The sequence below is a fragment of the Arthrobacter sp. ES3-54 genome (genome assembly GCF_029504395.1).
GTDB lineage: Bacteria > Actinomycetota > Actinomycetes > Actinomycetales > Micrococcaceae > Arthrobacter.
This window is the reverse complement of sequence record NZ_JAQFIF010000002.1, coordinates 502,222-524,503: the sequence shown is the minus strand read 5'-3', so window position 1 is coordinate 524,503 and position 22,282 is coordinate 502,222. Positions and strand designations below refer to the sequence as shown.

Genomic DNA, 22,282 nt, shown 5'->3' with positions numbered 1-22,282 from the left:
TATCTGGGTCAGAGGCCTGGCTGGCGGGGTTCCCCGGTTACGGGGGGTTCCCCGGCTGCGCGGGGCTCGCCGGCTACGGGAGGCTGATCGGCGACGGGGGCCGTCTCCGGCCGGTCGTTCGCCTTGTCCACGAAGTCGGAAGCGCCCCGCTGCACGGCATCGATCTTGTCGGCGTGCTTTCCGCCGGTCTTAGTGTCGACGAAGTCGCCGGCCTTTTCGATGCCGTCCTTGATGGCTTGTTCGTTGCCACCAATTACTTGCTGAGCCTTGCCCTTTAGATCGTCAAGTAAACCCACGGGCACCTCCCTTCGGTCGCGGAGCCAGATCGCTCCTAGCGTTTTCTACCCTAGCGGGCGTCGGCGGGGGTGCCAAGGGTGTCCGCCCAGAGGATAAAAGACGCCAGGGCCGGATGCACAGGGTAGAAGGACCTGAAATGCACAAAAAAGAGCAGCTCCGGGGGAGCTGCTCTAGTGAGTGGGCGATACTGGGATCGAACCAGTGACCTCTTCCGTGTCAGGGAAGCGCGCTACCGCTGCGCCAATCGCCCGCAACCGGAAGGATCCGGAGTGGAGTTTTAATGAAAGAGAGCGGACGACGAGATTCGAACTCGCGACATCCACCTTGGCAAGGTGGTGCTCTACCAGCTGAGCTACGTCCGCATTTTTAGTCCATGCCGGCTGGGCCGGTGGTACTGCATCAAGCAAGTTGCCTTGCTTTGGTGGGCGATACTGGGATCGAACCAGTGACCTCTTCCGTGTCAGGGAAGCGCGCTACCGCTGCGCCAATCGCCCCTTGCATCCGGCCGGAACCGGAAACCAGGGTTTTCACCGAGGTGGGTACGGGATTCGAACCCGTGTATACGGCTTTGCAGGCCGCTGCCTCGCCTCTCGGCCAACCCACCGTGTAGACAGGATTCCGAAGAACCCTTGCCGTGACAGTGTCCTGCGAGCGGACGACGAGATTCGAACTCGCGACATCCACCTTGGCAAGGTGGTGCTCTACCAGCTGAGCTACGTCCGCAATGTTGGCGTGCGTTTCCGTGCCGCATTCGGCATTTCCTCGCGTTCCAACGAGTAAGAACTCTATAGGAGGTTCCGGGAATCTACAAATCGAGGCGCATTGACCCCCTTTCCATGGCCCTACTTCCTTGAGTTGTAGGGGATTTTGCTAATTACAGCGCTGTAATTAGAGTCCGTATCAAGCCGGGGCTCGCAGCGGTGTCCGGACTATTGCGCGGGGCGGGGGAGAGCGCTGCTGGATAGGACCAGTGCAGGTCTGTTGCGAGGGACTGCTGCGGGGAAGATCGGCGTACGCACCAGCGGCGGAGCCGGGTTCCCCGGACCGATTTCTAAAATCCGCCCGGGTGGGCTAGCATTCAATGTCGTTAGGGCGATTGGCGCAGTGGTAGCGCGCTTCGTTCACACCGAAGAGGTCACTGGTTCGAACCCAGTATCGCCCACTAACGAAATGGTCCGTTCCGCTGACTCAGCGGGGCGGGCCATTTTGCTTTTCACCGTTGTCTGACCCCCGTGAAAGAGTCTTTCCATGACCGCTCCACTCCTCGCCCACGCCACGGACTATGGCCGCATGTACGCCCGCTCCACATCGGCACAGTTCTCCGTCCCCTCCATCACCACGGTGATCGGCCAGCAGCCGCACGGCCTGGATGGCTGGTTCGGATACATGGGTGCGAACAGCCTGGCCCAGGATCCCGGGCTTCCCGGCATCCTGGGGAGCCCCGCCAAGCTGCGGCAGGCGGTCAGCCGGGCTGCCAAGGCTGCGGAGTCATACCGGGACGATGCCGCCAAGCGCGGCGACCGGGTCCACAACTACTGCGAGCAGGTTGCGCTGCGCGCGCTCGGCCGGCCGCACCAGATGAAGGAAACACGCGAGGCCCTGGCCGCCAACGGTGAGGAAGCCTTCGCGGCACGCTTCGACGAATGGTGGGAGCTGTTTGACGTCGAACCCATCGCCCCGGAGATCACGGTGTGGAACAAGACAGTCGGCTACGCCGGCACCCTGGACCTCGTGGCACGGATCAATGGCAGGACCTGCCTTATCGACTACAAGACCAAGGGCACCAGCCGGGACGGCACCGTCAAGCCGCTGGATGACAAGGTGGTCATGCAGCTCGTCGCCGGCATGAAGGCAGAGGAAAGCCTCGTGGATCCCGTGGCGGGGGAGTGGGAGGCGTGGCAGCACGGCGAGTCGCCCATCCTCCTGGCCGTGGCGGTGGGCGAGACCGAAGTCCGTCCGCAGCGGGCCAACCCCGAGGTCCTGAAACACCACTGGTGGAAATTCTGTGCGCTGCGCCGCGTGTGGGAGATGTCAGCCGACACGGCGACCGCCGGAGCAGCACTGCTTCCGCTGGCCCCGCCCGTGAAGCGCTGAGCCGGTAGCGCTGCACGGCAGCACTGAACAGGCATCCCTGAACAGGCGTCCCTGAACCGGCGTCGCAGAGCAGGAGCCCGGCAGCTGCAACTAAACTGGACTGGATCCCTAGCCGCTCACCGTGAGGACAGACTGCACATGGCCATTTTGAATATCCGCATCATCGGGGATCCTGTGCTGCGCACAGTCGCCGATCCCGTGACGGAATTCGGGCCTGAACTGGCAAAGCTCGTCGCCGATATGACCGAAACCATGGAGGACGTGGAGGGCGCAGGCCTGGCCGCACCCCAGGTCGGAGTCAGCCTGCGCGTCTTCACCTACCGGATCGGCGGCGTCGAGGGTCACATCATCAACCCCGTGCTGGAAAACAGCGAGGACTTCCAGCCGGACCAGGTCGAGGGATGCCTGTCCATCCCGGGCCTCGGCTTCCCGGTCCGCCGCTACCGCCATACCCGGGTGACCGGAGTGGACCTCCATGGCAACCCCGTCGCCGTTGAGGGCGAGGCCATGCTGGCCCGCTGCTTCCAGCACGAGACCGACCACCTCGATGGCATCCTGTACACCGACCGGCTCGAGGGCGATGACCGCAAGGCCGCCCTGCGAGCCATCCGCAATGCCAACTACGACGCCATTACGGAACAGACAACAAGCAAGCGTGCGAAGAGCGTCGGGACGAGCTTTGGCGGGTCCAGCTTCGGAATCAACCCGTGAGGGTCCTTTTCGCGGGGACCCCGGCCGTCGCCGTGCCGTCCCTGGACGCCCTGATCGACGCCGGGTTCGACGTCGTCGCGGTCCTCACCCGCCCGGACGCGCCGCTGGGACGCAAGCGGGTCCTGACGCCGTCGCCCGTGGCTGCCCGGGCCGCCGAGCTCGGCATCGAGATCATCCACGCCGCCAAAGTCGATGCCGGGGTCACTGACCGCATTGCCGCCGTTGCACCGGACGTCGCGGCGATCGTTGCCTACGGCGGCCTGATTCCCCGCTCAGCCCTCGCTGTTCCCCGCCACGGTTGGGTGAACCTGCACTTCTCCCTGCTGCCGGCCTGGCGCGGCGCCGCCCCCGTGCAGCGTGCCGTCATCGCAGGCGACGACGTCACCGGCGCCGTCACCTTCCGTCTCGAGGAGGGGCTGGACACCGGTCCGGTATTCGGCACGCTTACCGAGACCGTGCACGCCGGCGATACCGCCGGGGCCCTGCTCGAGCGGCTTTCCCGCAGCGGGGCGGTCCTGCTGGCCCAGACGCTGTCCGCCATCGACGCCGGCAACGCCGTCGCGCTGCCGCAACAGGGCGAGGTCAGCCTGGCCCCCAAACTCAGCCTCGAGGACGGCCGGCTCGACTGGCAGCAGCCCGCACTGGCCATCGGCCGCCGGGCCCGCGGAGTCACGCCAGAGCCCGGCGCCTGGACCATGCTCGATGGCCAGCGGATCAAGCTGGAGCCGGTGCTGCCGGCCCCGGAGTCCGCCGCGCTTCGGCCCGGACAGCTGGCCATGGACGGGAAACGGGTCCTCGTAGGGACGGGTTCGCACCCGGTGGAATTGACGCGGGTCCAGCCCGCGGGCAAGAAAATGATGGCCGCCGCTGATTGGGCGCGTGGGCAGGCAACACTTGAAAGCGTGGTATTCGAATGAGCGAGTCCGGGACCAGCGGCAGCAGCCGAGGCAGTGGCCAGGGCGCCCGCGGCGGCAGCCGGCGCAACGCCCAGGGCAGGGAACGGAACCGCGGCCCGCAGCGCGGCTTCACCGAGAGCGCCCCGTCCCAGCGGACCCGCCGCGCCGATCCCGCTCGGCTGGTCGCCTTTGAGGTGCTCCGCGCCGTGGAGGCCGAGGACGCCTACGCGAACCTGGTGCTGCCTGCCCGGATCCGGCATCACGGGCTGGACAAGCGCGACGCCGGATTCGCCACCGAGCTCAGCTACGGCGCCCTCCGCGGCCAGGGCACGTACGACGCCATTCTGGCGCGCTGCGTCGACCGCCCGCTGGACCAGCTGGATCCCGCGATCCTGGACGCCCTGCGGATCGGCGCGCACCAGCTGCTCGCCATGCGCGTGCCCGCCCACGCCGCACTGGACCAGACTGTGGGGCTGGCCCGCGCCGTGATCGGGGCCGGTCCCTCGGCCCTGATCAATGCCGTGCTGCGCAAAGTCTCCGCCCGCACCCTCGACGAGTGGCTCGACCTGCTGCTCAGCACCGAGACCGATGCCACCACAATCGCCTCCATCCGCTACGCCCACCCCGAGTGGATTGTCCGTGCGCTCCGCCAGTCGCTCGTGGCCCACGGCCGCCCGGCCGCTGAGATTGAAGGGCTCCTCGAAGCCGACAACGCCGCGCCCGTGGTGAACCTCGTCGCACTACCCGGCATCGGCAGCCTGGACGAGGCCCTCGAAATTGGGGCCACCCCTGGTGAACTCGTCGAGGGGTCCGCGCTCTCCAGCGGCGGCGACCTCGGCCGGCTCGCCTCGGTCCGGGACGGAAGCATCCGGGTCCAGGACGTCGGCTCGCAGCTCGTGGCCCGGGCCATGGCCGCCGTCGGTCTCGGCACAAACCCCAATGCAGGCCCCAGCACGGGCCCTAGCACAAAGACCAGCGCTGCCCTCGACGGGGAAACCGGGACGGACAGCGAGAGTGCGGGGGAGCGCTGGCTGGACCTCTGCGCCGGCCCCGGCGGCAAGGCTGCCTTGCTCGCTGCCCTCGCCCGCCAGCAGGGCGCCCACCTGCTGGCCAACGAATTCGCCCCGCACCGAGCCAAACTCGTTCGCCAAGCCCTGTCGGCGGTCCCGCGGGACGCCTGGGAGGTCAGGACCGGCGACGGCCGCGACATCGGCGCCGAGCAGCCGGAATCCTTCGACCGTGTCCTCGTCGATGTCCCATGCACCGGCCTGGGCGCCCTGCGCCGGCGGCCGGAGTCCCGCTGGCGCCGCACGCCCAAGGACCTCGTGGACCTTGGTCCGCTGCAGCGCCAGCTGCTCAACTCAGCGATCGACGCCGTCAAGCCCGGCGGCGTGGTGGCCTACGTGACCTGCTCGCCGCACCCGGCAGAGACCACCGCCGTCGTCAGCGATGTGCTGCGCAAGCGCGAGGACCTCGAGCTCCTCGACGCCGGCGCCGTGCTGGACAGCGTCAGCCTCACCGGCCACCTCGAGGCCGGGCACGAACTCACCGCCCAGCTCTGGCCGCACGTGCACCAGACGGACGCCATGTTCCTGGCCCTGATTCACAAGAAGGCCTGAGTTTCACTGATACTGGGGCACTGTGACCTAAGAACGAACCAGCAAAGTACGAACAACTAAGTACGAACGAGAAGGACATCCATGGCCCAGTGCTGCATCAACCCGAGCATCCTTTCGGCTGACTTCGTCAATCTTGAGGCCGAACTGCGCCGCATCAGCAATGCCGATGCGGTGCACGTGGACGTCATGGACAACCACTTCGTTCCCAACCTGACCATCGGGCTGCCCGTGGTGCAGCGCATCCAGGCCGTCAGCCCCGTGCCGCTGGACGCCCACCTGATGATCGCCGACGCTGACCGCTGGGCGCCGGGCTTCGCCGACGCCGGGGTGGCCTCTGTGACGTTCCACGCCGAAGCCTCGATCGCGCCGATCAAACTCGCGCGGGAACTGCGCGCCCGCGGCGCCAAGGCCGGCATGGCGCTGCGCCCGGGCACACCCGTGGAGCCCTACCTGGACATGCTCCCGGAACTGGACCTGCTGCTGATCATGACGGTGGAGCCAGGCTTCGGCGGGCAGTCCTTTCTGGACCTGACGCTGCCCAAGATCCGCCGGGCCCGCGCGGCCATTGACGGCTCCGGCGTCAACGTGGCGCTGCAAGTCGACGGCGGCATCACCGAGGAGACGATCGTGCGTGCCGCCGAGGCGGGAGCGAACGTCTTTGTGGCGGGCTCCGCCGTCTACGGCGCCGCGGATCCGGCGGAAGCCATCGAAAGGCTCCGGGCGGCCGCCAACCGCTGAGACCATGACGGTCCCGGCAGGGAACTGCCGCCAAGATGACTCAGACCGTAACCTGCACGGCCGGGAATAGCCCGAGCAGGCCGGCAGTTGTGTCACAATAACAACACACATACGTGCTCCGGGGTCGGTGTAAGTCCGAACCGGCGGTTACAGTCCGCGACCCGCGCGCCAGCGCCTTCCTTCGGGAGATGCCGGCAAACGGTTGAATCGGTGAAATTCCGGTACCGACAGTTAAAGTCTGGATGAGAGAAGCACGTACAGCTGTTACTGCGGCGCCCAGAAGGCGCCGCATAATTGTGCTGTCGTATACCCCCGGAGCCATCGCGGTTCTTGAGGGAAGGAACGACACACACATGGACCCCTTGCGATGGCTCTTCGAAGCGCAGATCCCGGTAGGCGGATCTGTCCTGATTCTTCGTGAAGTGCTAGGCAACATCTTTGGCCTCGCCAGCGCCGTCGGCGGCATGCGCCGCCGGGTGTGGGCATGGCCGGTCGGCATCGCCGGCAACTTACTGCTCCTGACGGTCTTCCTGGGCAACGTCTTCGGCTCCGCCACGCCCGCCACGCTGTGGGGCCAGGCCGGACGCCAGGTCATGTTCATCGGCGTCGCCCTCTACGGCTGGTACCGCTGGCAGCAGGGCAGGCAGTCCGCCGGCGGCGGGGCAGCCGTCGCGCCCCGCTGGGCCAGCAACAAGACCCGGATCATCCTGGGTCTCAGCCTCGTGGCCGGGACCGCCGCGCTGACGCCTCTCTTCGACTCGCTGGGGTCCTACCCGCCGGTCTGGGCCGATGCCTGGACGTTCATGGGCTCGCTGCTGGCGACATACGGCATGGCCCGCGGCTGGACGGAGTTCTGGCTCATCTGGGTGGCGGTGGACATCGTCGGCGTGCCGCTGCTGTTCAGCGCAGGCTACTACGCCAGCGCCGTCATGTACCTCTTCTACGGTTTCTTCACGCTCACCGGATTCTTCGTCTGGTGGCGTGCCTCGAAGCTGGCGAACCGGCCGGTCACGGTCGAAACCGCCTTCCCCGACCCGCTGGTGGCCAAGTGAGCGCCCCCAACAGCGCCGGCTTGGGCACCGGATTCAGCGCTGCCCCGCCTAACCCATCCCCGCCTAACCCTGCCCTTCTCAACTCAGCCCCATTCAGCGCTGCCGAGGATGCCGCAATGCAGGCTGCCCTCGCCGCCGCGGCGCAGGGCCCGCGGGGCGCCAACCCGCTCGTGGGCGCCGTCGTCGTTGGGACCGACGGCACGGTCCTCGCCACCGGATACCACCGCGGAGCCGGGACAGCCCACGCCGAAGCTGACGCCATCGCCCAGGCGAAGGCGGCGGGCCTGGACCTCCGCGGCGCTGCGATCGTGGTGACCCTGGAGCCCTGCAACCACTGCGGGCGCACCGGCCCCTGTGCCCAGGCGATCATCGACGCCGGGATCACCGACGTCATCTACGCCATTGACGATCCCCACGATCCGGCCGCCGGCGGGGCCCTGACGCTCCGCGCCGCGGGCGTCCGGGTCCGTTCCGGGCTGGCGGCCGGCGCGGCGCTGGACCTGAACCGACGCTGGTTCGACGCCGTCGCCGCCAAACGACCCTTCGTCACCCTGCATATCGCGCAGACCCTCGACAGCCGCATCGCTGCCAGCGACGGCACCAGCCAGTGGATTTCCAGCCCGGAGTCGCTCGCCGACAACCACGCCCTGCGGGGCCGGATTGATGCCATCCTGGTGGGCACCCAGACGGTGCTGATCGACAACCCCCGGCTTACCGCCCGGAATGCCGACGGCGAAGCAGACGGCAAACAGCCCCTACGCGCGGTCATGGGGTACCGGGGCATTCCCGACGACGCCGCCATCCACGGAGCGGACGGCAATGTCCTGCACCTTCCCACCCGCGATCCGCGCGAGGCCCTGGACCAGCTGTTCGCAAGCGGCGTCCGGCACCTCATGGTGGAAGGGGGCTCCCGGATCCTGAGCGCTTTCCTTGCTGCCGGCCTGGTGGACGAACTCATCGTCTACCTGGCGCCGACACTGCTCGGTTCCGGCACGGCCGCCCTGGAAGGCCTCGGCATCTCCACCTTGGCCGATGCCCAGCAGTGGGAATGGGACCCGGCATCCGGGGGCGCCGTCCAGGTCCTCGGCCGCGACCTCCGGCTCCATCTCCGCCCGGCTACCCCGGCTGCTTCGGCCGGGCCGGCCACTCCGGCCGATCAGGCCGCCACCCCTACTTCATCCGATACAACCCCGCACCGCAACGGCGCGGACACCGCCGCAGGAGGCAATTGATGTTTACCGGAATTATCGCCGAGCAGGGGAAGGTGCTGTCCGTTGAGCGCAACGGAGACAGCAGTGCCACCGTTCGGCTCCACGCGCCCGGCACCACGGACGGCCTCGCCCTCGGTGGTTCCATAGCTGTCAACGGCGTCTGCCTCACAGCGACGCAGATCGACGGCAGGGACTTCAGCGTCGACGTCATGGGCGAGACCCTTGACCGCAGCACCATCGGAGAACTCACTGCGGGCGATCCCGTCAATCTGGAACGCTGCGTACCCGCCGGGGGCCGGCTGGACGGTCACGTGGTGCAGGGACACGTCGACGGCGTCGGCCAGCTCCTGGAGCGTGAAGGGCTTGGCAACTGGGACCGGCTCCGGTTCGCAGTGCCGGCCGGACTGGCCAGATACATCGCCGAAAAGGGATCCATCGCCGTTGACGGCGTCTCCCTCACCGTCGCGGCCGTCAGCCCGGCCAGCGAACCGGCCCCCTGGTTTGAAGTGGGGCTGATCCCCACCACCCTGGCCGAGACAGGCCTGGGCCAGAAACCCCTCGGCGGCCACGTAAACCTTGAGGTCGACGTCCTGGCGAAGTACACCGAGCGCCTGCTGTCCTTTGCCGGCGGAACGTCGCCCGCAGCGCACAGGGCCCCCGAAGTTGCCGCCGGAGAATCCGCATCCACGGAAGAGGCCGCGAAATGAGCCGACTCAAAGACCATGTCAAAGACCAGCCCGGCCCGGCAGAGGCGCTCCGCTCCGCCGCTGCCGGCACGGGCCGGGTGGGCCTCGATCCGATCGAGGACGCCATCAGCGCCATGGCAGCCGGGCGCCCCGTCCTGGTGGTGGATAACGAGGACCGCGAGAACGAAGGCGACATCATTTTCGCCGCCGAGCACGCGACCCCGGCGCTGATGGGCTGGACAGTCCGCTACAGCTCCGGAGTGATCTGCGTACCGCTCGACGCCGACCGGGCCGACGCCCTGGCCCTGCCGCCGATGGTGGCCATCAACGAAGACGCCAAGGGCACCGCCTACACCGTGTCCTGCGATGCCGCGGTGGGTATCAGCACCGGAATTTCCGCCACGGACCGCGCCCTGACGGCCCGGATCCTGGCGGACCCGCAAAGTCAGCCAAATTCATTGACCCGTCCCGGGCATGTTTTTCCGCTCCGCGCCGTTAAGGGGGGAGTGCGGGAACGTCCCGGCCACACCGAAGCGGCCGTGGACCTGTGCCGGCTGGCCGGACTGGAGCCCGTGGGAGTGATAGCAGAGGTTGTGTACGACAACGGAGAAATGATGCGGCTGGACGGATTGCGCGGCTTCGCCCTTGAGCATGGTTGCCCCCTGATTTCGATTGCGGATCTGGTGGCGTACCTTGAAGCTGAACAGCACGGTAACCACGCAACGGACCCCGTCTGATGGAGGAGAAATAGTGACGACTTCGGAGACCCGAGAAGAGATGGCCATGGCGCGCCAGCCGCACCCGGTCAGCGCAGGACCCATCGTCCAGCTGCCTACCGCCTTTGGCGATTTCGTGGCGCAGGCCTGGACCGATCTGGCCACCGGCGCCGAGCACCTGGCGGTCAGTTCACCGATGGCGCCGGTGGACGGCCAGGCCCCGCTAGTCCGCCTCCATTCGGAGTGCCTTACCGGCGATGTGTTTGGTTCCTACCGCTGCGACTGCGGCGAACAGCTGGCCTATGCCCTTGAGCTGATCAACGAACTCGGCGGCACCCTGCTCTACCTGCGCGGCCAGGAGGGCCGAGGGATCGGCCTGGCGAACAAGATGAAGGCCTACGCCCTGCAGGAGGCCGGGTTTGACACCGTGGAGGCCAACGAGCAGCTCGGGCTGCCGGTTGACGCGCGCTGCTACAAGGCCGCCGCCCAGATCCTCGCGGAGATGGGACTCCACGAGATCAGGCTCCTGAGCAACAACCCGGACAAGCAGGACCGGCTCGCCCAGGCAGGCGTCAAGGTGGTGGAGATGGTCCCCACGGAGGTTCCCTCCCGGGAGCAGAACATCCGCTACCTGCAGACCAAGAAGGACCGGATGGACCATCTCCTGGTCCTGGACGGTGAACCCGCGCCGGCCGCCAGCCTGCCCGGATTCGAGCCCGACCAGGATTGACCGGGAGGCCCTGCAGGCCGCCCCAACCCGCTTCGCCCCGCGTTCCCTGCCAGCCTGTCCGGCCGTCCTGCCCAGGACGGCCGGCAGCGCGGCTGGCAGGCCAGCGGCCCAACCACCAGACTCAACAGCAAGGAATACCCTATGAGCGGCCACGGCGCCCCCCAGATCGACCTCAGCACGTTCAAGCCGGAGGAAACCTCACGGCTCAAACTGGCCATTGTGGCCGCGAGCTGGCATACCCAGATCATGGACGGACTGCTCGACGGCGCCCTGCGCGCCGCAAAGGACGCCGGGATCAATGAGCCGACGGTCCTGCGCGTGCCCGGCACGTTTGAGCTCCCTGTCGCTGCGGCCCGGCTGGCACCGCACTTCGACGCCGTCGTCGCGCTCGGGGTCGTCATCCGGGGCGGTACGCCGCACTTCGAATATGTCTGCGAGGCAGCCACCCTGGGCCTGACCGAGGTCAGCGTCCGCACCGGCGTTCCCGTGGGCTTCGGCGTGCTGACGTGCGACACCGAGCAGCAGGGGATCGACCGGGCCGGCCTGCCGGGATCCACCGAGGACAAGGGGCACGAGGCAGTTACCGCCGCCCTGGCCACCGCCGTGACCCTCAAGCAGTTCGGCTAAACCCTCGAGCTGAGCCCTTAAGCTGCAGCCGCGGCCGGCGCGGGCGCCACCCTGGCCGCCCGCGCCGGCCGTGTTGGCCGTGTTGCATGTGTGTCGCCTCACATCCCCTCCGTCATGCAACGGCCCGGCGGGCGTTCCCGCGCCGGGAGCAAGTAGGCTTGGGGGCGTGAAGAATTTCGAGTCGCTGTTCGCAGAACTGAGTGAAAAGGCAGCCGTCCGCCCGGAGGGCTCCCGCACCGTCGCCGAACTGGATTCCGGAGTCCATGGCATCGGCAAGAAGGTCGTGGAGGAAGCAGCCGAGGTTTGGATGGCTGCCGAGTATGAGTCCGATGAAGCCGCGGCCGAGGAAATTTCGCAGCTGCTGTACCACCTGCAGGTTCTGATGCTCGCCAAAGGACTCACCCTGGAAGACGTCTACAAGCATCTTTAGCCGCGCCCGCACCGGAAACCGCTATGACTTCGCTGGCGGATCCCGTGCACCGCGTGGCCGATGTGCCCCCACAGATCCTTCCGAACCCAAGAAAGACTTTTCCCATGCTGAGAGTTGCCGTCCCGAACAAGGGATCCCTGTCCGAAGCTGCCGCGGCCATGCTGGCTGAGGCCGGCTACCGCCAGCGCCGCGATACCCGCGAGCTGGTCATGGTGGACCCGGACAACGATATTGAATTCTTCTTCCTCCGCCCCCGCGACATTGCCGTGTACGTGGGCCAGGGAACGCTCGACGTCGGCATCACCGGCCGCGACCTGCTGCTGGACGCAGAGGTCGAGGCTGAGGAGCTGCTGCCGCTGGGCTTTGCCGCTTCCACCTTCCGCTTCGCCGGCCCGATCGGCGACTTCAGCAACGTCGCCCAGCTCGAAGGCAAGCGCCTGGCCACGAGCTACGACGGACTGCTGCGCGGCTACCTGGCCGAGCGGGGCATCAACGCCAAAGTGGTCCGCCTCGATGGCGCCGTGGAATCCTCCGTCCGCCTCGGCGTCGCGGACGCGATCGCCGACGTCGTCGAGACCGGCACCACGCTCAAGGCCGCCGGCATGGAGATCTTCGGCGAGCCGATCCTCAATTCCGAGTCAGTGCTGATCGGCCGCAAGGGCGAGCAGAACCCGGCCACTGAGGTGCTGATCCGCAGGCTCCAGGGCGTCCTCGTGGCCCGGCAGTACGTGATGATGGACTACGACATCCGCAAGGAACTCGTGGAGCAGGCCGCCGCACTCACCCCGGGGCTGGAATCGCCCACCGTCTCGCCGCTGCGCGATTCGGACTGGGTTGCCGTCCGCTCGATGGTGCCCAAGCGGGAAACCAACCGGATCATGGACGAGCTCTATGACCTCGGCGCCCGCGCCATCCTGGTCAGCAGCATCCACGCCTGCCGCATCTAGGCGCCCACCCGCCGGGCCTGGCCAGCGAATACCTCCAGCAATCACCCCTGCCGCAATTACCCTCCAGCAAACATCAGGAGAAGTCATGACTGTTGCCGTGCGCGTCATCCCGTGCCTCGACGTCGATGCCGGCCGTGTGGTCAAGGGCATCAACTTTGAGGGCCTCCGCGACGCCGGGGACCCGGTGGAACTGGCGCACCGTTACGACAACAGCGGCGCCGACGAGCTGACCTTCCTTGACGTCACGGCGTCCTCCGGCAACCGGGAGACCACGTTCGACGTCGTCCGCCGCACCGCCGAGGAAGTCTTCATTCCGCTGACGGTGGGCGGCGGCGTCCGCGGCGTGGCTGAGGTGGACAAACTCCTGCGCTGCGGCGCGGACAAGGCCGCCATCAACACCGCGGCCGTGGCCCGGCCGGACGTGATCGACGAGATCACCCGGCACTTTGGTTCCCAGGTCCTGGTGCTCTCCCTCGACGCCAGGCGCACCCGTCCGGGCTCGCAGCCCACAGCGTCCGGCTTCGAGGTCACCACCCACGGCGGACGGCAGGGGACCGGAATCGATGCCATCGCCTGGGCACGGGAAGCGGCCGACCGCGGCGTGGGTGAAATCCTGCTGAACTCGATCGACGCCGACGGCACCAAGGACGGCTTCGACCTGGAACTGATCCGCCTGGCGCGGGCCGGGGTCAAGGTCCCGCTCATCGCCTCCGGCGGCGCCGGCAAACCGGAGCACTTCCCGCCGGCCGTGGCAGCGGGCGCCGACGCTGTCCTGGCGGCCTCCGTCTTCCACTTCGGCCCGCTGGACATGATCGCGCAGGTCAAGGCCGCGATCCGCGAGGCAGGCTTCGAAGTCCGCTGATTCACCTTCATGTAGTAGCGCGGGGTCACTGACCGCCCATCCCGGAGGGGATACGGGCAGTCGGAGACCCCGCGTTGTTTGGTTTTGCGGAGGGGGAGTTAGAGGCCGACTTCGGCGGACTGCAGGAGCGCGACGGCGTCCGGCTGGCCTTCGAACGTCACGAGGGCGTGGCGGGTGCGGCCGTGGGCGTGCATGAGCAGTTCGCCCGGCTCGCCGACGATGGCCACCGAGACGGGGGCGCGTTTGGCCACGTGCCGCGGCCCGGAGGGGCTCACCAGCACAATGCCCAGATCCACGCCGCGGTACAGGATCGCGGCCCGCTTGACGAGCTCATCCCACAGGGCGTCCGAGTAGGCCTGGTCCAGGGCCCGCGGGGCCCAGCGGTCCACGGCGCGGCGCACGTCCTCGGTGTGCACAAAGTACTCGATCAGGTTGGAGCTCTCGTCCAGGGCCTTGATCCGCAGCGGGGACAGCGCCGGGGGACCGCCGCGGAAGTCGTTGATGAGCCTGGCGTAGTCCTCGGGGGTCTTCAGCGTGCGCGCCAGTTCGGCAGTCGCCTGGTCTGAGGCCTTGGAGAGGCGCTTGATCAGCAGGCCCAGTCCGACGGCGATTTTCCGCTCGCGCAGGTACAGGTGCGCGGCGAGGTCGCGGGTGAGCCAACCTGTGCAGAGCGTGGCGGCATCAGGGCCGGCCGCAAGCAGGGTTTCGGCCAGGACTTCTCGGGACGGTTCGACGAAATGCATCACTTGTGAAACTAGCACGAGACGGCCGTGCGTGGGCACAGGAATCGCCGCCGCAACCGTGCCTGGCGGCATCAACCGGCGGGGGACCACGGCCGGCGCCCCGATCGGGCTACAGTGTTAAGCGGCGGGACGGCCCGCAGGCCGGCGGCCAGCCCGGAGGCACTAGACTTGATCTGATGTCTGAGCAGCCCGCCCCCGCCCCCAGCCCCGTCAATGACAGCGCCGGCCCCGTCACCAGCGCCGTCGATGGCAGTCCCGTCAACGGCAGCCCCCTGCCGGCCGGACTGGCGGACGCCCTCAAACGGGACAGCGCAGGCCTGGTGGCCGCGATCGTCCAACAGTTCGATACCCACGAGGTACTGATGCTGGGCTGGATGGATGACGAGGCGCTGCACCGCACCATGACGAGCGGACGCGTGACCTTCTTTTCGCGGTCCCGGCAGGAGTACTGGCGCAAGGGCGACACCTCCGGGCATGTGCAATGGGTCAAGTCGCTCGCCATGGACTGCGACGGCGATGCCCTGCTGGTCCGGGTCGACCAGGTCGGCGCAGCGTGCCACACCGGAACCCGGACCTGCTTCGATGGCCGCGAGCTGGACGCCGTCGTCGGCCACGGAGGCTAAGCGCCCCTGCAGTAGCAGACCCGCAACAGGACACACAGCTTCACGAACCGGACCCACACAGATCCATGACCGGATCCGGTGGCCGGTCCACCTATAGAACAGGCGGAAAGCACAGCCATGCAGGACCTTGGAATCATCAGCCCCGGCCTCGAAGAGTTCCGTGAACTCGCAGGCCACAGCCGCGTCATCCCCGTCCGGCTCAAGGTGCTGGCTGACGCCGAAACCCCGATCGGGCTCTACCGCAAGCTCGCCCAGGGCCAGCCCGGCACGTTCCTGATGGAATCGGCGGCGGTCGGCGGCGCCTGGTCCCGCTATTCCTTCATCGGCTCCCGCTCCCGGGCCACCCTGACCACCAAGGACGGCAGCGCGCACTGGCTGGGCGAGCCCCCGGTCGGTGTGCCGCTGGACGGCAACCCGGTGGACGCCATCCGCGACACCGTCGCGGCGCTCCGCACCGAACGCTTCGACGGCCTGCCGCCGTTCACGTCCGGCCTGGTCGGATTCCTCGGCTGGGAAACCGTCCGGCACTGGGAGAAGTTGACCAGCCCGCCGGAGGATGACCTCCAGCTGCCGGAAATGGCCCTCAACCTCGTCACGGACATGGCGGTCCACGACAACATGGACGGCACCGTCCTGTTGATCGCCAACGCCATCAACTTCGACAACAGCACCGAACGCGTCGACGACGCCTGGCACGACGCCGTCGCACGCGTCAAAGCCCTGCTGGAAAAGATCAGCCGCCCCGTGGAGCAGCCTGTCTCCGTGCTCGAAACGGCCGCCTTGGATTTCGCGTCGAGCGTGCAGGAACGCTGGGACGAATCCGAATACCTGGCCGCCCTGGACCGCGGCAAGGAGGCGATCGTGGACGGCGAGGTCTTCCAGGTGGTGATCTCCCGCCGCTTCGAAATGGAGTGCGGCGCCGACCCCCTCGACGTCTACCGGGTCCTGCGGAACACCAACCCCAGCCCCTACATGTACCTCTTCAGCTTCGAGGACGCCGCGGGCCGCGAATACACGATCGTCGGCTCCTCGCCGGAGGCCCTCGTCACCGTGACCGGGGATGAAGTCATCACCCACCCCATCGCCGGCTCACGGCCGCGCGGCAAGACGGTGGAGGCGGACAAGGCCCTGGCCGAGGAACTGCTGGCGGACGAGAAAGAACGCGCCGAGCACCTGATGCTGGTCGACCTGTCCCGCAACGACCTCTCCAAGGTCTGCGTCGCAGGATCCGTTGACGTCACCCAATTCATGGAAGTGGAACGCTTCAGCCACATCATGCATCTGGTGTCCACGGTGGTGGGCGAGCTTGCCCCGGCCGCCAAGGCCTACGACGTCCTCAAGGCCACGTTCCCGGCCGGCACCCTCTCCGGTGCCCCGAAGCCGAGGGCCCTGCGCCTCCTGGACGAACTTGAACCGCACCGGCGCGGCATCTACGGCGGCGTGGTGGGCTACCTAGACTTCGCCGGGGACATGGACATGGCGATCGCGATCCGTTCGGCCCTGCTCCGGGAAGGACGCGCTTACGTCCAGGCCGGAGGCGGGATCGTGGCAGATTCGGTCAACCCCACCGAGGCCCAGGAAACAGTCAACAAGGCCGCCGCCCCGCTCCGCGCCGTGCACACGGCCAGTTCGCTGCACAACATCACCGCTGATACGGTGCCCGACGCCGGGGCGGATTCCTGATGGGGCACCCGGAAGGAACCGTGAAGACCACCACACGGCCCGCCGTCCCCGGCTGGGCCCGCAAGTCCACCCTGGTCCTGGTTATCGCCGCCCTGTCGCTGGCCGTGTTCGGGACTACCACCCAGACCTGGCTCACCGTGCACCTCGACCCCGCGCAGCTCGGCGCGGCCGTGGCCAACCAGGACGGGCTGCAGGTCCAGGGCAGCAAGGCTGCGACCACTGTGACGGCCCTGGCGCTTGTCGCCCTCGCCGGCGGACTCGCGGCCTCGATCGCCGGCCGCGTGGCCCGCTGGGTCGTCACGGCGATCATCCTCCTTGCGGCCGCGGGGATCGTTGCCGCGGCAGCCGTCGTGCTGGCGGACCCGCTGTCCGCCGCGCAGGGATCGATCGCGGCCGCCACCGGGATCAGTGGCAGCAGCGTGCAGGTGGACGTGACAGTGTTCCCCGTTCTCGCCGTCGTCGCTGGCGCCCTGCTGGGAATTAGCGCCCTGGCGATCGTGCCGGCCGGCCGTTACTGGAAGAGCCGCACCAAATATGACGCGGCAGCCGCTAGGCCCGCCGCCGGCGGGACTGCAGTTGGTGGTACTGCCCCGGCCGCCCCCGCGGACGAGATTGACAGCTGGGACCGGTTGTCCCGTGGTGACGACCCCACCTGAGCCGATGCCGCGGCCAGCAACGGTACCAGCAACGCGGGCAACAACACTGCCAAAAAATGGCAGAATGTAAGCAGTATTCATCCTGAGGAGATTTCAATGAGCAAAGCCACTGTTTCCGCATCCACGTCCGCTGCGCCGAAGGGCGTCTACGACGACGTCGATCACAGCGAAGCGCCGGGTCACGGCAACAGCCCGGCCGCATGGACGTGCGTGATCGTGATGCTGGTCGGCGCCCTCGTTGCGTCCATCGCCTTCGTCATCGCCAACACCCCGATCTTCGTCGCGGGTGCGGCAATCATGGTGATCGGCCTGCTCGCCGGCTGGGCCATGCGCAAGGCCGGCTACGGCGTCGGCGGCAGCAAGCTGAAGAACTCCGGCCACTGAGCGTGAGCGTTCTCGACGACATCAACGCCGGTGTCCTGGAGGATATGCAGGCACGCCAGCGTCTGGTCACGCTCGCCGAACTGAAGGAGCGCGCCGCCGAGGCGGCGCCCGCCCGTGACGCCTGGGCCGCCCTGGGCGGGACCTCCAGCACCCGAGACCAGCTCAAGGTCATTGCCGAGGTCAAGCGCCGCAGCCCGTCCAAAGGCCGGCTCGCGGACATCGCCGATCCCGCGTCCCTCGCCGCGCAGTACGCCGACGGCGGGGCCGCCGTGATCAGCGTCCTGACCGAGGAGCGCCGATTCGGCGGCTCCCTCGCCGACCTCGACGCCGTCCGCGCCGCAGTGGACATTCCGCTGCTGCGCAAGGACTTCATGGTTGACGAGTACCAGATCTGGGAGGCCCGGGCCCACGGTGCCGACCTGATCCTGCTGATCGTGGCCTCGCTCTCGGACGCCCAGCTGCGTGAATTCACGGCCCTCAGCCGCGAGCTCGGCATGAACGTGCTGGTCGAGACGCACACCGCCGAGGAAATCGAGCGCGCGGTAGCCGCGGAGGCCCGGATCATCGGCGTCAACGTGCGCAACCTCAAGACGCTCGACGTCGACCGTTCCGTGTTCGCGGAGCTGGCCGGCGGCATTCCCGCCGGTGCCCTCGTGGTGGCCGAATCCGGCGTGCGCGACGTTGAGGACGTCAAGCACTACGCGGCCCGCGGCGCCAACGCGGTCCTGGTCGGCGAAGCGCTGGTCAGTGACGCGACGCCCCGCGAGCGGATCGCCGAATTCATGGCTGCCGGCGCAACGGCAATCGCCGCCCGCGCCTGAGCCGGCCGGTCCTGGCGCCTCCGTCCGGACCGTAAGCGGTACCGGGCCCGCAATTTGCCCGGACAATGAGCGGATCTCGTCTGCAGATCCGCAAAGCTAGCAGTGGAACAGGATGGTGAGACTGATGGTCGATGCGCCAGCAGCCGGCTCTGACGAAAGTGCCGTGGACGCGTTCCTGCAGGGCGGCCGCCCCCAGGAGCCTACGGCGCAGGGCGGACCGTCCCTGCGGCACGCCCCGGGGCCCTACTTCGGAGGCTACGGCGGGCGCTGGATGCCCGAGTCGCTCATCGCGGCCCTGGACGAGCTCGAGGACACCTTCGAGAAGGCCAAGGCCGATCCCGAGTTCACGGCCCAGATCGCCGACCTGAACAAGAACTACTCGGGCCGGCCGTCGCTGCTGACCGAGGCCAAGCGCTTCGCCGAGCACGCCGGCGGGGTGCGGATCTTCCTCAAGCGCGAAGACCTCAACCACACCGGCTCGCACAAGATCAACAACGTCCTGGGCCAGGCGCTGCTCGCCAAGCGGATGGGCAAGACCCGTGTCATCGCCGAGACCGGCGCCGGTCAGCACGGTGTTGCCAGCGCCACGGCGGCGGCCCTGCTGGGCCTGGAATGCGTGGTCTACATGGGCGCCGAGGACTGCCGCCGGCAGTCCCTCAACGTGGCCCGGATGGAGCTCCTCGGCGCCACAGTCATCCCGGTGACCAACGGATCCCAGACGCTCAAGGACGCCATCAACGAAGCTCTGCGCGACTGGGTCGCGAACGTGGGCAACACGCACTACCTGCTGGGCACCGCCGCCGGCGCGCACCCGTTCCCGGCGATGGTCCGCTACTTCCACGAAGTCATCGGCGAGGAAGCCCGGGCCCAGATCCTGGATCAGACGGGCCGGCTTCCGGACGCCGTCTGTGCCTGCATCGGCGGCGGCTCCAACGCGATCGGCATCTTCCACGGCTTCCTCGATGACGCCTCGGTCAAGATCTACGGCTTCGAAGCCGGCGGCGAGGGCGTTGAAACCGGACGCCACGCCGCCACCATCACGCTCGGCAAGCCCGGCGTGCTGCACGGCGCGCGCTCCTACCTCATGCAGGACGACGACGGCCAGACCATCGAGTCGCACTCCATCTCGGCGGGCCTGGACTACCCCGGGGTCGGCCCCGAGCACTCCTACCTCGCCGACATCGGCCGGGTCAGGTACGAGCCCATCACGGACAGCGAAGCCATGGAGGCCTTCCGGCTCCTGTGCCGCACCGAGGGCATTATCCCCGCCATCGAGTCTGCCCACGCCCTCGCCGGCGCCATCAAGGTGGGCCAGCGGCTCGCCGCGGAGGACGCGGGCGCGGCGTCCGAGAAGATCGTGATCGTGAACCTTTCCGGCCGCGGCGATAAGGACGTGGCCACCGCCGCGGAATGGTTCGACCTGCTGGACGAGGACTCACCTGAAGCCGAAATCGCCAAAGAGGGGGAACAGCTGTGAGTACCAGCCAGGACGGCACCCAGAACGCCGCGCAGCACGCCAGCAAATCGGCCGCGGCCATTGACCGCGCCCGCGCCCAGGGCCGGGCGGCCCTGATCGGCTACCTGCCCGCCGGCTACCCGAGCGTTGCAGACACCATTGCCGCCGGCATCGCCTTGGCCGAGAACGGCGCGGACCTCATCGAGATCGGCATCCCGTACTCCGATCCGGTCATGGACGGCCAGGTCATCCAGGCGGCCACGACGGAGGCCCTGGCGAAGGGCTTCCGGGTCCCGGAGGTCTTCGACGTGGTCCGCGGCATCACGAGCAAGACCGACGCCGCCGTGCTGGTCATGACCTACTGGAACCCCGTGGTCCGGATGGGCGTGGACGAGTTCTCCCGCCGTCTGGCCGAGGCCGGGGGAGCCGGGCTGATCACGCCCGACCTCATCCCCGACGAGGCCGCCGAATGGATGGCAGCCTCCGACAAGTACGGACTGGACCGGGTGTTCCTGGTGGCTCCCTCGTCTTCCCCGGAACGCATGAAGCGCACTGTCGACGCGAGCCGCGGCTTCGTGTACGCCGTCTCCATCATGGGCGTCACCGGCGCCCGGGCCTCGGTCAGTTCGGCGGCCAAGAGCGTTGTGGCCGCCGCGCACGCTGCCGGCGCCGAACGCGTCTGCGTGGGCCTGGGCGTCTCCAACGCCGGCCACGTCCGCGAGATCGCCGAGTATGCAGACGGCGTGATTGTGGGCACCGCCCTCGTCGCAGCCATCCGGGACGGCGGCGTGGATGCGGTAGCCTCGCTGACGAAAGACCTCAGCACCGGCCTTACCAAGGAAGAAGCGTAAGCAATGCAGTCAGTCCTCCACGCGGCGGCGATGATTCCCGCGAGCATTCCGAGCCCCAGCTGGTCCGGATTCGACATCCCGCTGCCGTGGGGGGCCTTGCGCATCCACGCCTACGCCCTGTGCATCCTTGCCGGCATCATTGCCGGCCTGTGGCTCACGTCCGTCCGCTGGGCGCGCCGCGGCGCACCTGAGGGCAGCGTCTGGGACATCGCCATCTGGGCCATCCCGTTCGGCATCATCGGCGGACGGCTCTACCACGTGTTCTCCTCGCCGGATGCCTACTTTGGTCCCGGATTCGATGGCACGGGCGACCTGTCCCTGATTCCGCAGATCCAGCGCGGCGGCCTGGGCATCTGGGGCGCCGTCCTGCTGGGCGCCGTGGGCGCCTGGATCGGGTGCCGGCGGGCCGGGGTGAAGCTGAGTGCTTTTATGGACGCGGCGGCCCCCGGACTGCTGCTGGCCCAGGCGATTGGCCGGTGGGGCAACTACTTCAACCAGGAGCTCTTCGGCGGGCCCACCACGCTTCCGTGGGGGCTGCAGATCGATCCCAACAACCCGAACTTCCCGGCGGGCATGCCGGCAGAGACGCTCTTCCACCCGACGTTCCTCTACGAGTCGCTGTGGAACCTGGCCGGCGTGCTGATCCTGCTGGCCCTGGACCGGAGATTCAGCTTCCGCCGCGGCCGCCTCTTCTGCGTCTACGCCATGTACTACACCCTTGGCCGTGTCTGGATCGAGGCCATGCGGATCGACGACGCCGAACAGATCAGCCTCTTCGGGATCACCACTAGGCTCAATGTCTGGACCAGCATCATTGTCTTTGCCGGTGCGCTGCTCGCCTTCATCCTCCTCGGCCTGCGCAAACGCTCCGAGCCGGACACCGTGTTCCTCCCGGGCCGCGACCCGGAGACGAAGACGGTAGAGACGACGTCGGCAGAGTCCAAGACGGCCGAGTCAGAGACAGACGCTGAAGCGGTCGACGCCGACCGCGCCACCGGCGCCGACCGCACAACCGGCGCCGATCGCACCACCGGTGCGACGGGGGCCGCCGCCGCGCCGGCTGCCGCCGTCGTCGGGACGAACGAAGTGCGGGCGAATGCCGCTGAGGGGGAGCGCACCACCGTTCCGGCGGAGGCAACAACCATCCGCCATGCGGACTCTGCTGTCTCAGATAGTGAATCCCGTGCTAATCTCCGGAATAACCAAAGCGGACCAGTTCGCGCATCCGAGGATGCGGACAAGGACTCCACCGGCGGCACCGCGCCCGCCACAGGAGCTCCGGCGGCCGGAGTATCCGGACGCCAGGGAACTGGAAGCGCGCCGGAGGCTGAGGGCACCAAGTAGCTCAGCACCGGTATCTCGGGTTGCGGAGCCACCGCTCGCAGGACCCGAACCCCCACAGCGTCGTGGCAAGAGGGCTTGCCCCGGACAGCAGATCGACGCTGTCCG

The 22,282-nt window shown here is 68.0% G+C and carries 24 protein-coding genes, 6 tRNA genes and 1 riboswitch; of the genes, 23 read left to right on the top strand and 7 right to left on the bottom strand.

From position 1 onward, the window contains the following. Positions 1–8: 8 nt before the first annotated feature. From M2428_RS05670 to M2428_RS05645, 6 genes are all read right to left on the bottom strand, one after another. Positions 9–296: an antitoxin gene (locus M2428_RS05670; protein WP_277524477.1), complete on the bottom strand. Its 288-nt coding sequence runs from the start codon at positions 294–296 to the stop codon at positions 9–11. A gap of 179 nt (positions 297–475) precedes the next feature. Beyond that, positions 476–547, bottom strand: a tRNA-Val gene (locus tag M2428_RS05665). A 39-nt stretch (positions 548–586) separates the two neighbouring features. Further along, a tRNA-Gly gene (locus M2428_RS05660) sits at positions 587–659 on the bottom strand. Between the two features lie 57 nt (positions 660–716). After that, positions 717–791: transfer RNA gene (locus tag M2428_RS05655), tRNA-Val, on the bottom strand. A 39-nt stretch (positions 792–830) separates the two neighbouring features. Further along, positions 831–901, bottom strand: a tRNA-Cys gene (locus M2428_RS05650). A gap of 46 nt (positions 902–947) precedes the next feature. Next, a tRNA-Gly gene (locus tag M2428_RS05645) sits at positions 948–1,020 on the bottom strand. A gap of 367 nt (positions 1,021–1,387) precedes the next feature. On the opposite strand from M2428_RS05645, the gene M2428_RS05640 reads away from it, so the two are divergent. The 15 genes from M2428_RS05640 (at position 1,388) to hisF (ending at position 13,616) form a co-directional block, all read left to right on the top strand. Next, positions 1,388–1,459 (top strand) — tRNA-Val (locus M2428_RS05640). Between the two features lie 86 nt (positions 1,460–1,545). Beyond that, positions 1,546–2,391 carry a cytochrome gene (locus tag M2428_RS05635; protein WP_277524476.1) on the top strand — a complete coding sequence of 282 codons (846 nt, stop codon included), beginning with the start codon at positions 1,546–1,548 and terminating at the stop codon, positions 2,389–2,391. Positions 2,392–2,529: 138 nt separating this feature from the next. Then, on the top strand, positions 2,530–3,102 hold the full coding sequence (def, locus tag M2428_RS05630; protein ID WP_277524475.1) for a peptide deformylase: 573 nt from the start codon (positions 2,530–2,532) through the stop codon (positions 3,100–3,102). Further along, on the top strand, positions 3,099–4,019 hold the full coding sequence (fmt, locus tag M2428_RS05625; RefSeq protein ID WP_277524474.1) for a methionyl-tRNA formyltransferase: 921 nt from the start codon (positions 3,099–3,101) through the stop codon (positions 4,017–4,019). Before def ends, fmt begins: the two co-directional genes overlap by 4 nt. Next, positions 4,016–5,617 (top strand): transcription antitermination factor NusB, encoded by a 1,602-nt coding sequence (locus M2428_RS05620; RefSeq protein ID WP_277524473.1) that lies wholly within the window; start codon positions 4,016–4,018, stop codon positions 5,615–5,617. The genes fmt and M2428_RS05620 overlap by 4 nt, the downstream gene beginning before the upstream one ends. Positions 5,618–5,698: 81 nt before the next feature. Then, on the top strand, positions 5,699–6,355 hold the full coding sequence (rpe, locus tag M2428_RS05615; protein WP_277524472.1) for a ribulose-phosphate 3-epimerase: 657 nt from the start codon (positions 5,699–5,701) through the stop codon (positions 6,353–6,355). 109 nt (positions 6,356–6,464) lie between these two features. Next, a riboswitch (FMN riboswitch) is annotated at positions 6,465–6,614 on the top strand. A 94-nt stretch (positions 6,615–6,708) separates the two neighbouring features. Continuing rightward, positions 6,709–7,407, top strand: coding sequence for a nicotinamide riboside transporter PnuC (gene pnuC, locus M2428_RS05610; RefSeq protein WP_277524471.1), 699 nt, complete (start codon positions 6,709–6,711; stop codon positions 7,405–7,407). 116 nt (positions 7,408–7,523) lie between these two features. After that, complete coding sequence (ribD, locus tag M2428_RS05605) at positions 7,524–8,639, top strand: bifunctional diaminohydroxyphosphoribosylaminopyrimidine deaminase/5-amino-6-(5-phosphoribosylamino)uracil reductase RibD (protein WP_277524470.1); 1,116 nt, start codon at positions 7,524–7,526, stop codon at positions 8,637–8,639. Next, positions 8,639–9,325, top strand: coding sequence for a riboflavin synthase (locus M2428_RS05600; protein ID WP_277524469.1), 687 nt, complete (start codon positions 8,639–8,641; stop codon positions 9,323–9,325). The genes ribD and M2428_RS05600 overlap by 1 nt, the downstream gene beginning before the upstream one ends. Continuing rightward, positions 9,322–10,041, top strand: a complete 720-nt coding sequence (gene ribB, locus M2428_RS05595) for a 3,4-dihydroxy-2-butanone-4-phosphate synthase (protein WP_277524467.1) — start codon at positions 9,322–9,324, stop codon at positions 10,039–10,041. Before M2428_RS05600 ends, ribB begins: the two co-directional genes overlap by 4 nt. 46 nt (positions 10,042–10,087) lie before the next feature. Further along, complete coding sequence (gene ribA / locus M2428_RS05590) at positions 10,088–10,750, top strand: GTP cyclohydrolase II (RefSeq protein WP_277524549.1); 663 nt, start codon at positions 10,088–10,090, stop codon at positions 10,748–10,750. Between the two features lie 141 nt (positions 10,751–10,891). After that, on the top strand, positions 10,892–11,377 hold the full coding sequence (gene ribH, locus M2428_RS05585) for a 6,7-dimethyl-8-ribityllumazine synthase (RefSeq protein ID WP_018772462.1): 486 nt from the start codon (positions 10,892–10,894) through the stop codon (positions 11,375–11,377). A 166-nt stretch (positions 11,378–11,543) separates the two neighbouring features. Further along, on the top strand, positions 11,544–11,807 hold the full coding sequence (locus tag M2428_RS05580) for a phosphoribosyl-ATP diphosphatase (protein ID WP_018772463.1): 264 nt from the start codon (positions 11,544–11,546) through the stop codon (positions 11,805–11,807). Positions 11,808–11,911: 104 nt separating this feature from the next. Further along, positions 11,912–12,754: an ATP phosphoribosyltransferase gene (gene hisG / locus M2428_RS05575; RefSeq protein WP_090581988.1), complete on the top strand. Its 843-nt coding sequence runs from the start codon at positions 11,912–11,914 to the stop codon at positions 12,752–12,754. 85 nt (positions 12,755–12,839) lie between these two features. Further along, positions 12,840–13,616, top strand: coding sequence for an imidazole glycerol phosphate synthase subunit HisF (hisF, locus tag M2428_RS05570; RefSeq protein ID WP_090581810.1), 777 nt, complete (start codon positions 12,840–12,842; stop codon positions 13,614–13,616). Between the two features lie 98 nt (positions 13,617–13,714). On the opposite strand, the gene M2428_RS05565 is transcribed toward hisF, so the two are convergent. Next, the gene (locus tag M2428_RS05565) at positions 13,715–14,359 is read right to left on the bottom strand and encodes a TIGR03085 family metal-binding protein (RefSeq protein WP_277524548.1); all 645 of its coding nucleotides are present in this window, start codon (positions 14,357–14,359) and stop codon (positions 13,715–13,717) included. A gap of 176 nt (positions 14,360–14,535) precedes the next feature. Between M2428_RS05565 and hisI the strand changes: the two genes are divergently transcribed. The 8 genes from hisI (at position 14,536) to lgt (ending at position 22,177) form a co-directional block, all read left to right on the top strand. Next, positions 14,536–14,982 (top strand): phosphoribosyl-AMP cyclohydrolase, encoded by a 447-nt coding sequence (gene hisI, locus M2428_RS05560; protein WP_277524455.1) that lies wholly within the window; start codon positions 14,536–14,538, stop codon positions 14,980–14,982. Positions 14,983–15,099: 117 nt separating this feature from the next. After that, positions 15,100–16,665 carry an anthranilate synthase component I gene (locus M2428_RS05555; RefSeq protein ID WP_277524454.1) on the top strand — a complete coding sequence of 522 codons (1,566 nt, stop codon included), beginning with the start codon at positions 15,100–15,102 and terminating at the stop codon, positions 16,663–16,665. Between the two features lie 20 nt (positions 16,666–16,685). Further along, a complete protein-coding gene (locus tag M2428_RS05550; RefSeq protein ID WP_277524452.1) occupies positions 16,686–17,321 on the top strand; it encodes a Trp biosynthesis-associated membrane protein in 636 nt (211 codons plus the stop codon). Between the two features lie 96 nt (positions 17,322–17,417). Then, on the top strand, positions 17,418–17,705 hold the full coding sequence (locus tag M2428_RS05545; RefSeq protein WP_277524450.1) for an HGxxPAAW family protein: 288 nt from the start codon (positions 17,418–17,420) through the stop codon (positions 17,703–17,705). A gap of 2 nt (positions 17,706–17,707) precedes the next feature. Beyond that, positions 17,708–18,526: an indole-3-glycerol phosphate synthase TrpC gene (trpC, locus tag M2428_RS05540; protein ID WP_277524448.1), complete on the top strand. Its 819-nt coding sequence runs from the start codon at positions 17,708–17,710 to the stop codon at positions 18,524–18,526. A 124-nt stretch (positions 18,527–18,650) separates the two neighbouring features. After that, on the top strand, positions 18,651–20,003 hold the full coding sequence (gene trpB / locus M2428_RS05535; protein ID WP_277524447.1) for a tryptophan synthase subunit beta: 1,353 nt from the start codon (positions 18,651–18,653) through the stop codon (positions 20,001–20,003). After that, entirely contained in the window at positions 20,000–20,833 is an 834-nt protein-coding gene (gene trpA, locus M2428_RS05530; RefSeq protein WP_277524445.1) for a tryptophan synthase subunit alpha, read from the top strand. The genes trpB and trpA overlap by 4 nt, the downstream gene beginning before the upstream one ends. A 3-nt stretch (positions 20,834–20,836) precedes the next feature. Then, entirely contained in the window at positions 20,837–22,177 is a 1,341-nt protein-coding gene (lgt, locus tag M2428_RS05525) for a prolipoprotein diacylglyceryl transferase (RefSeq protein WP_277524443.1), read from the top strand. The last annotated feature ends 105 nt before the right edge of the window (positions 22,178–22,282 follow it).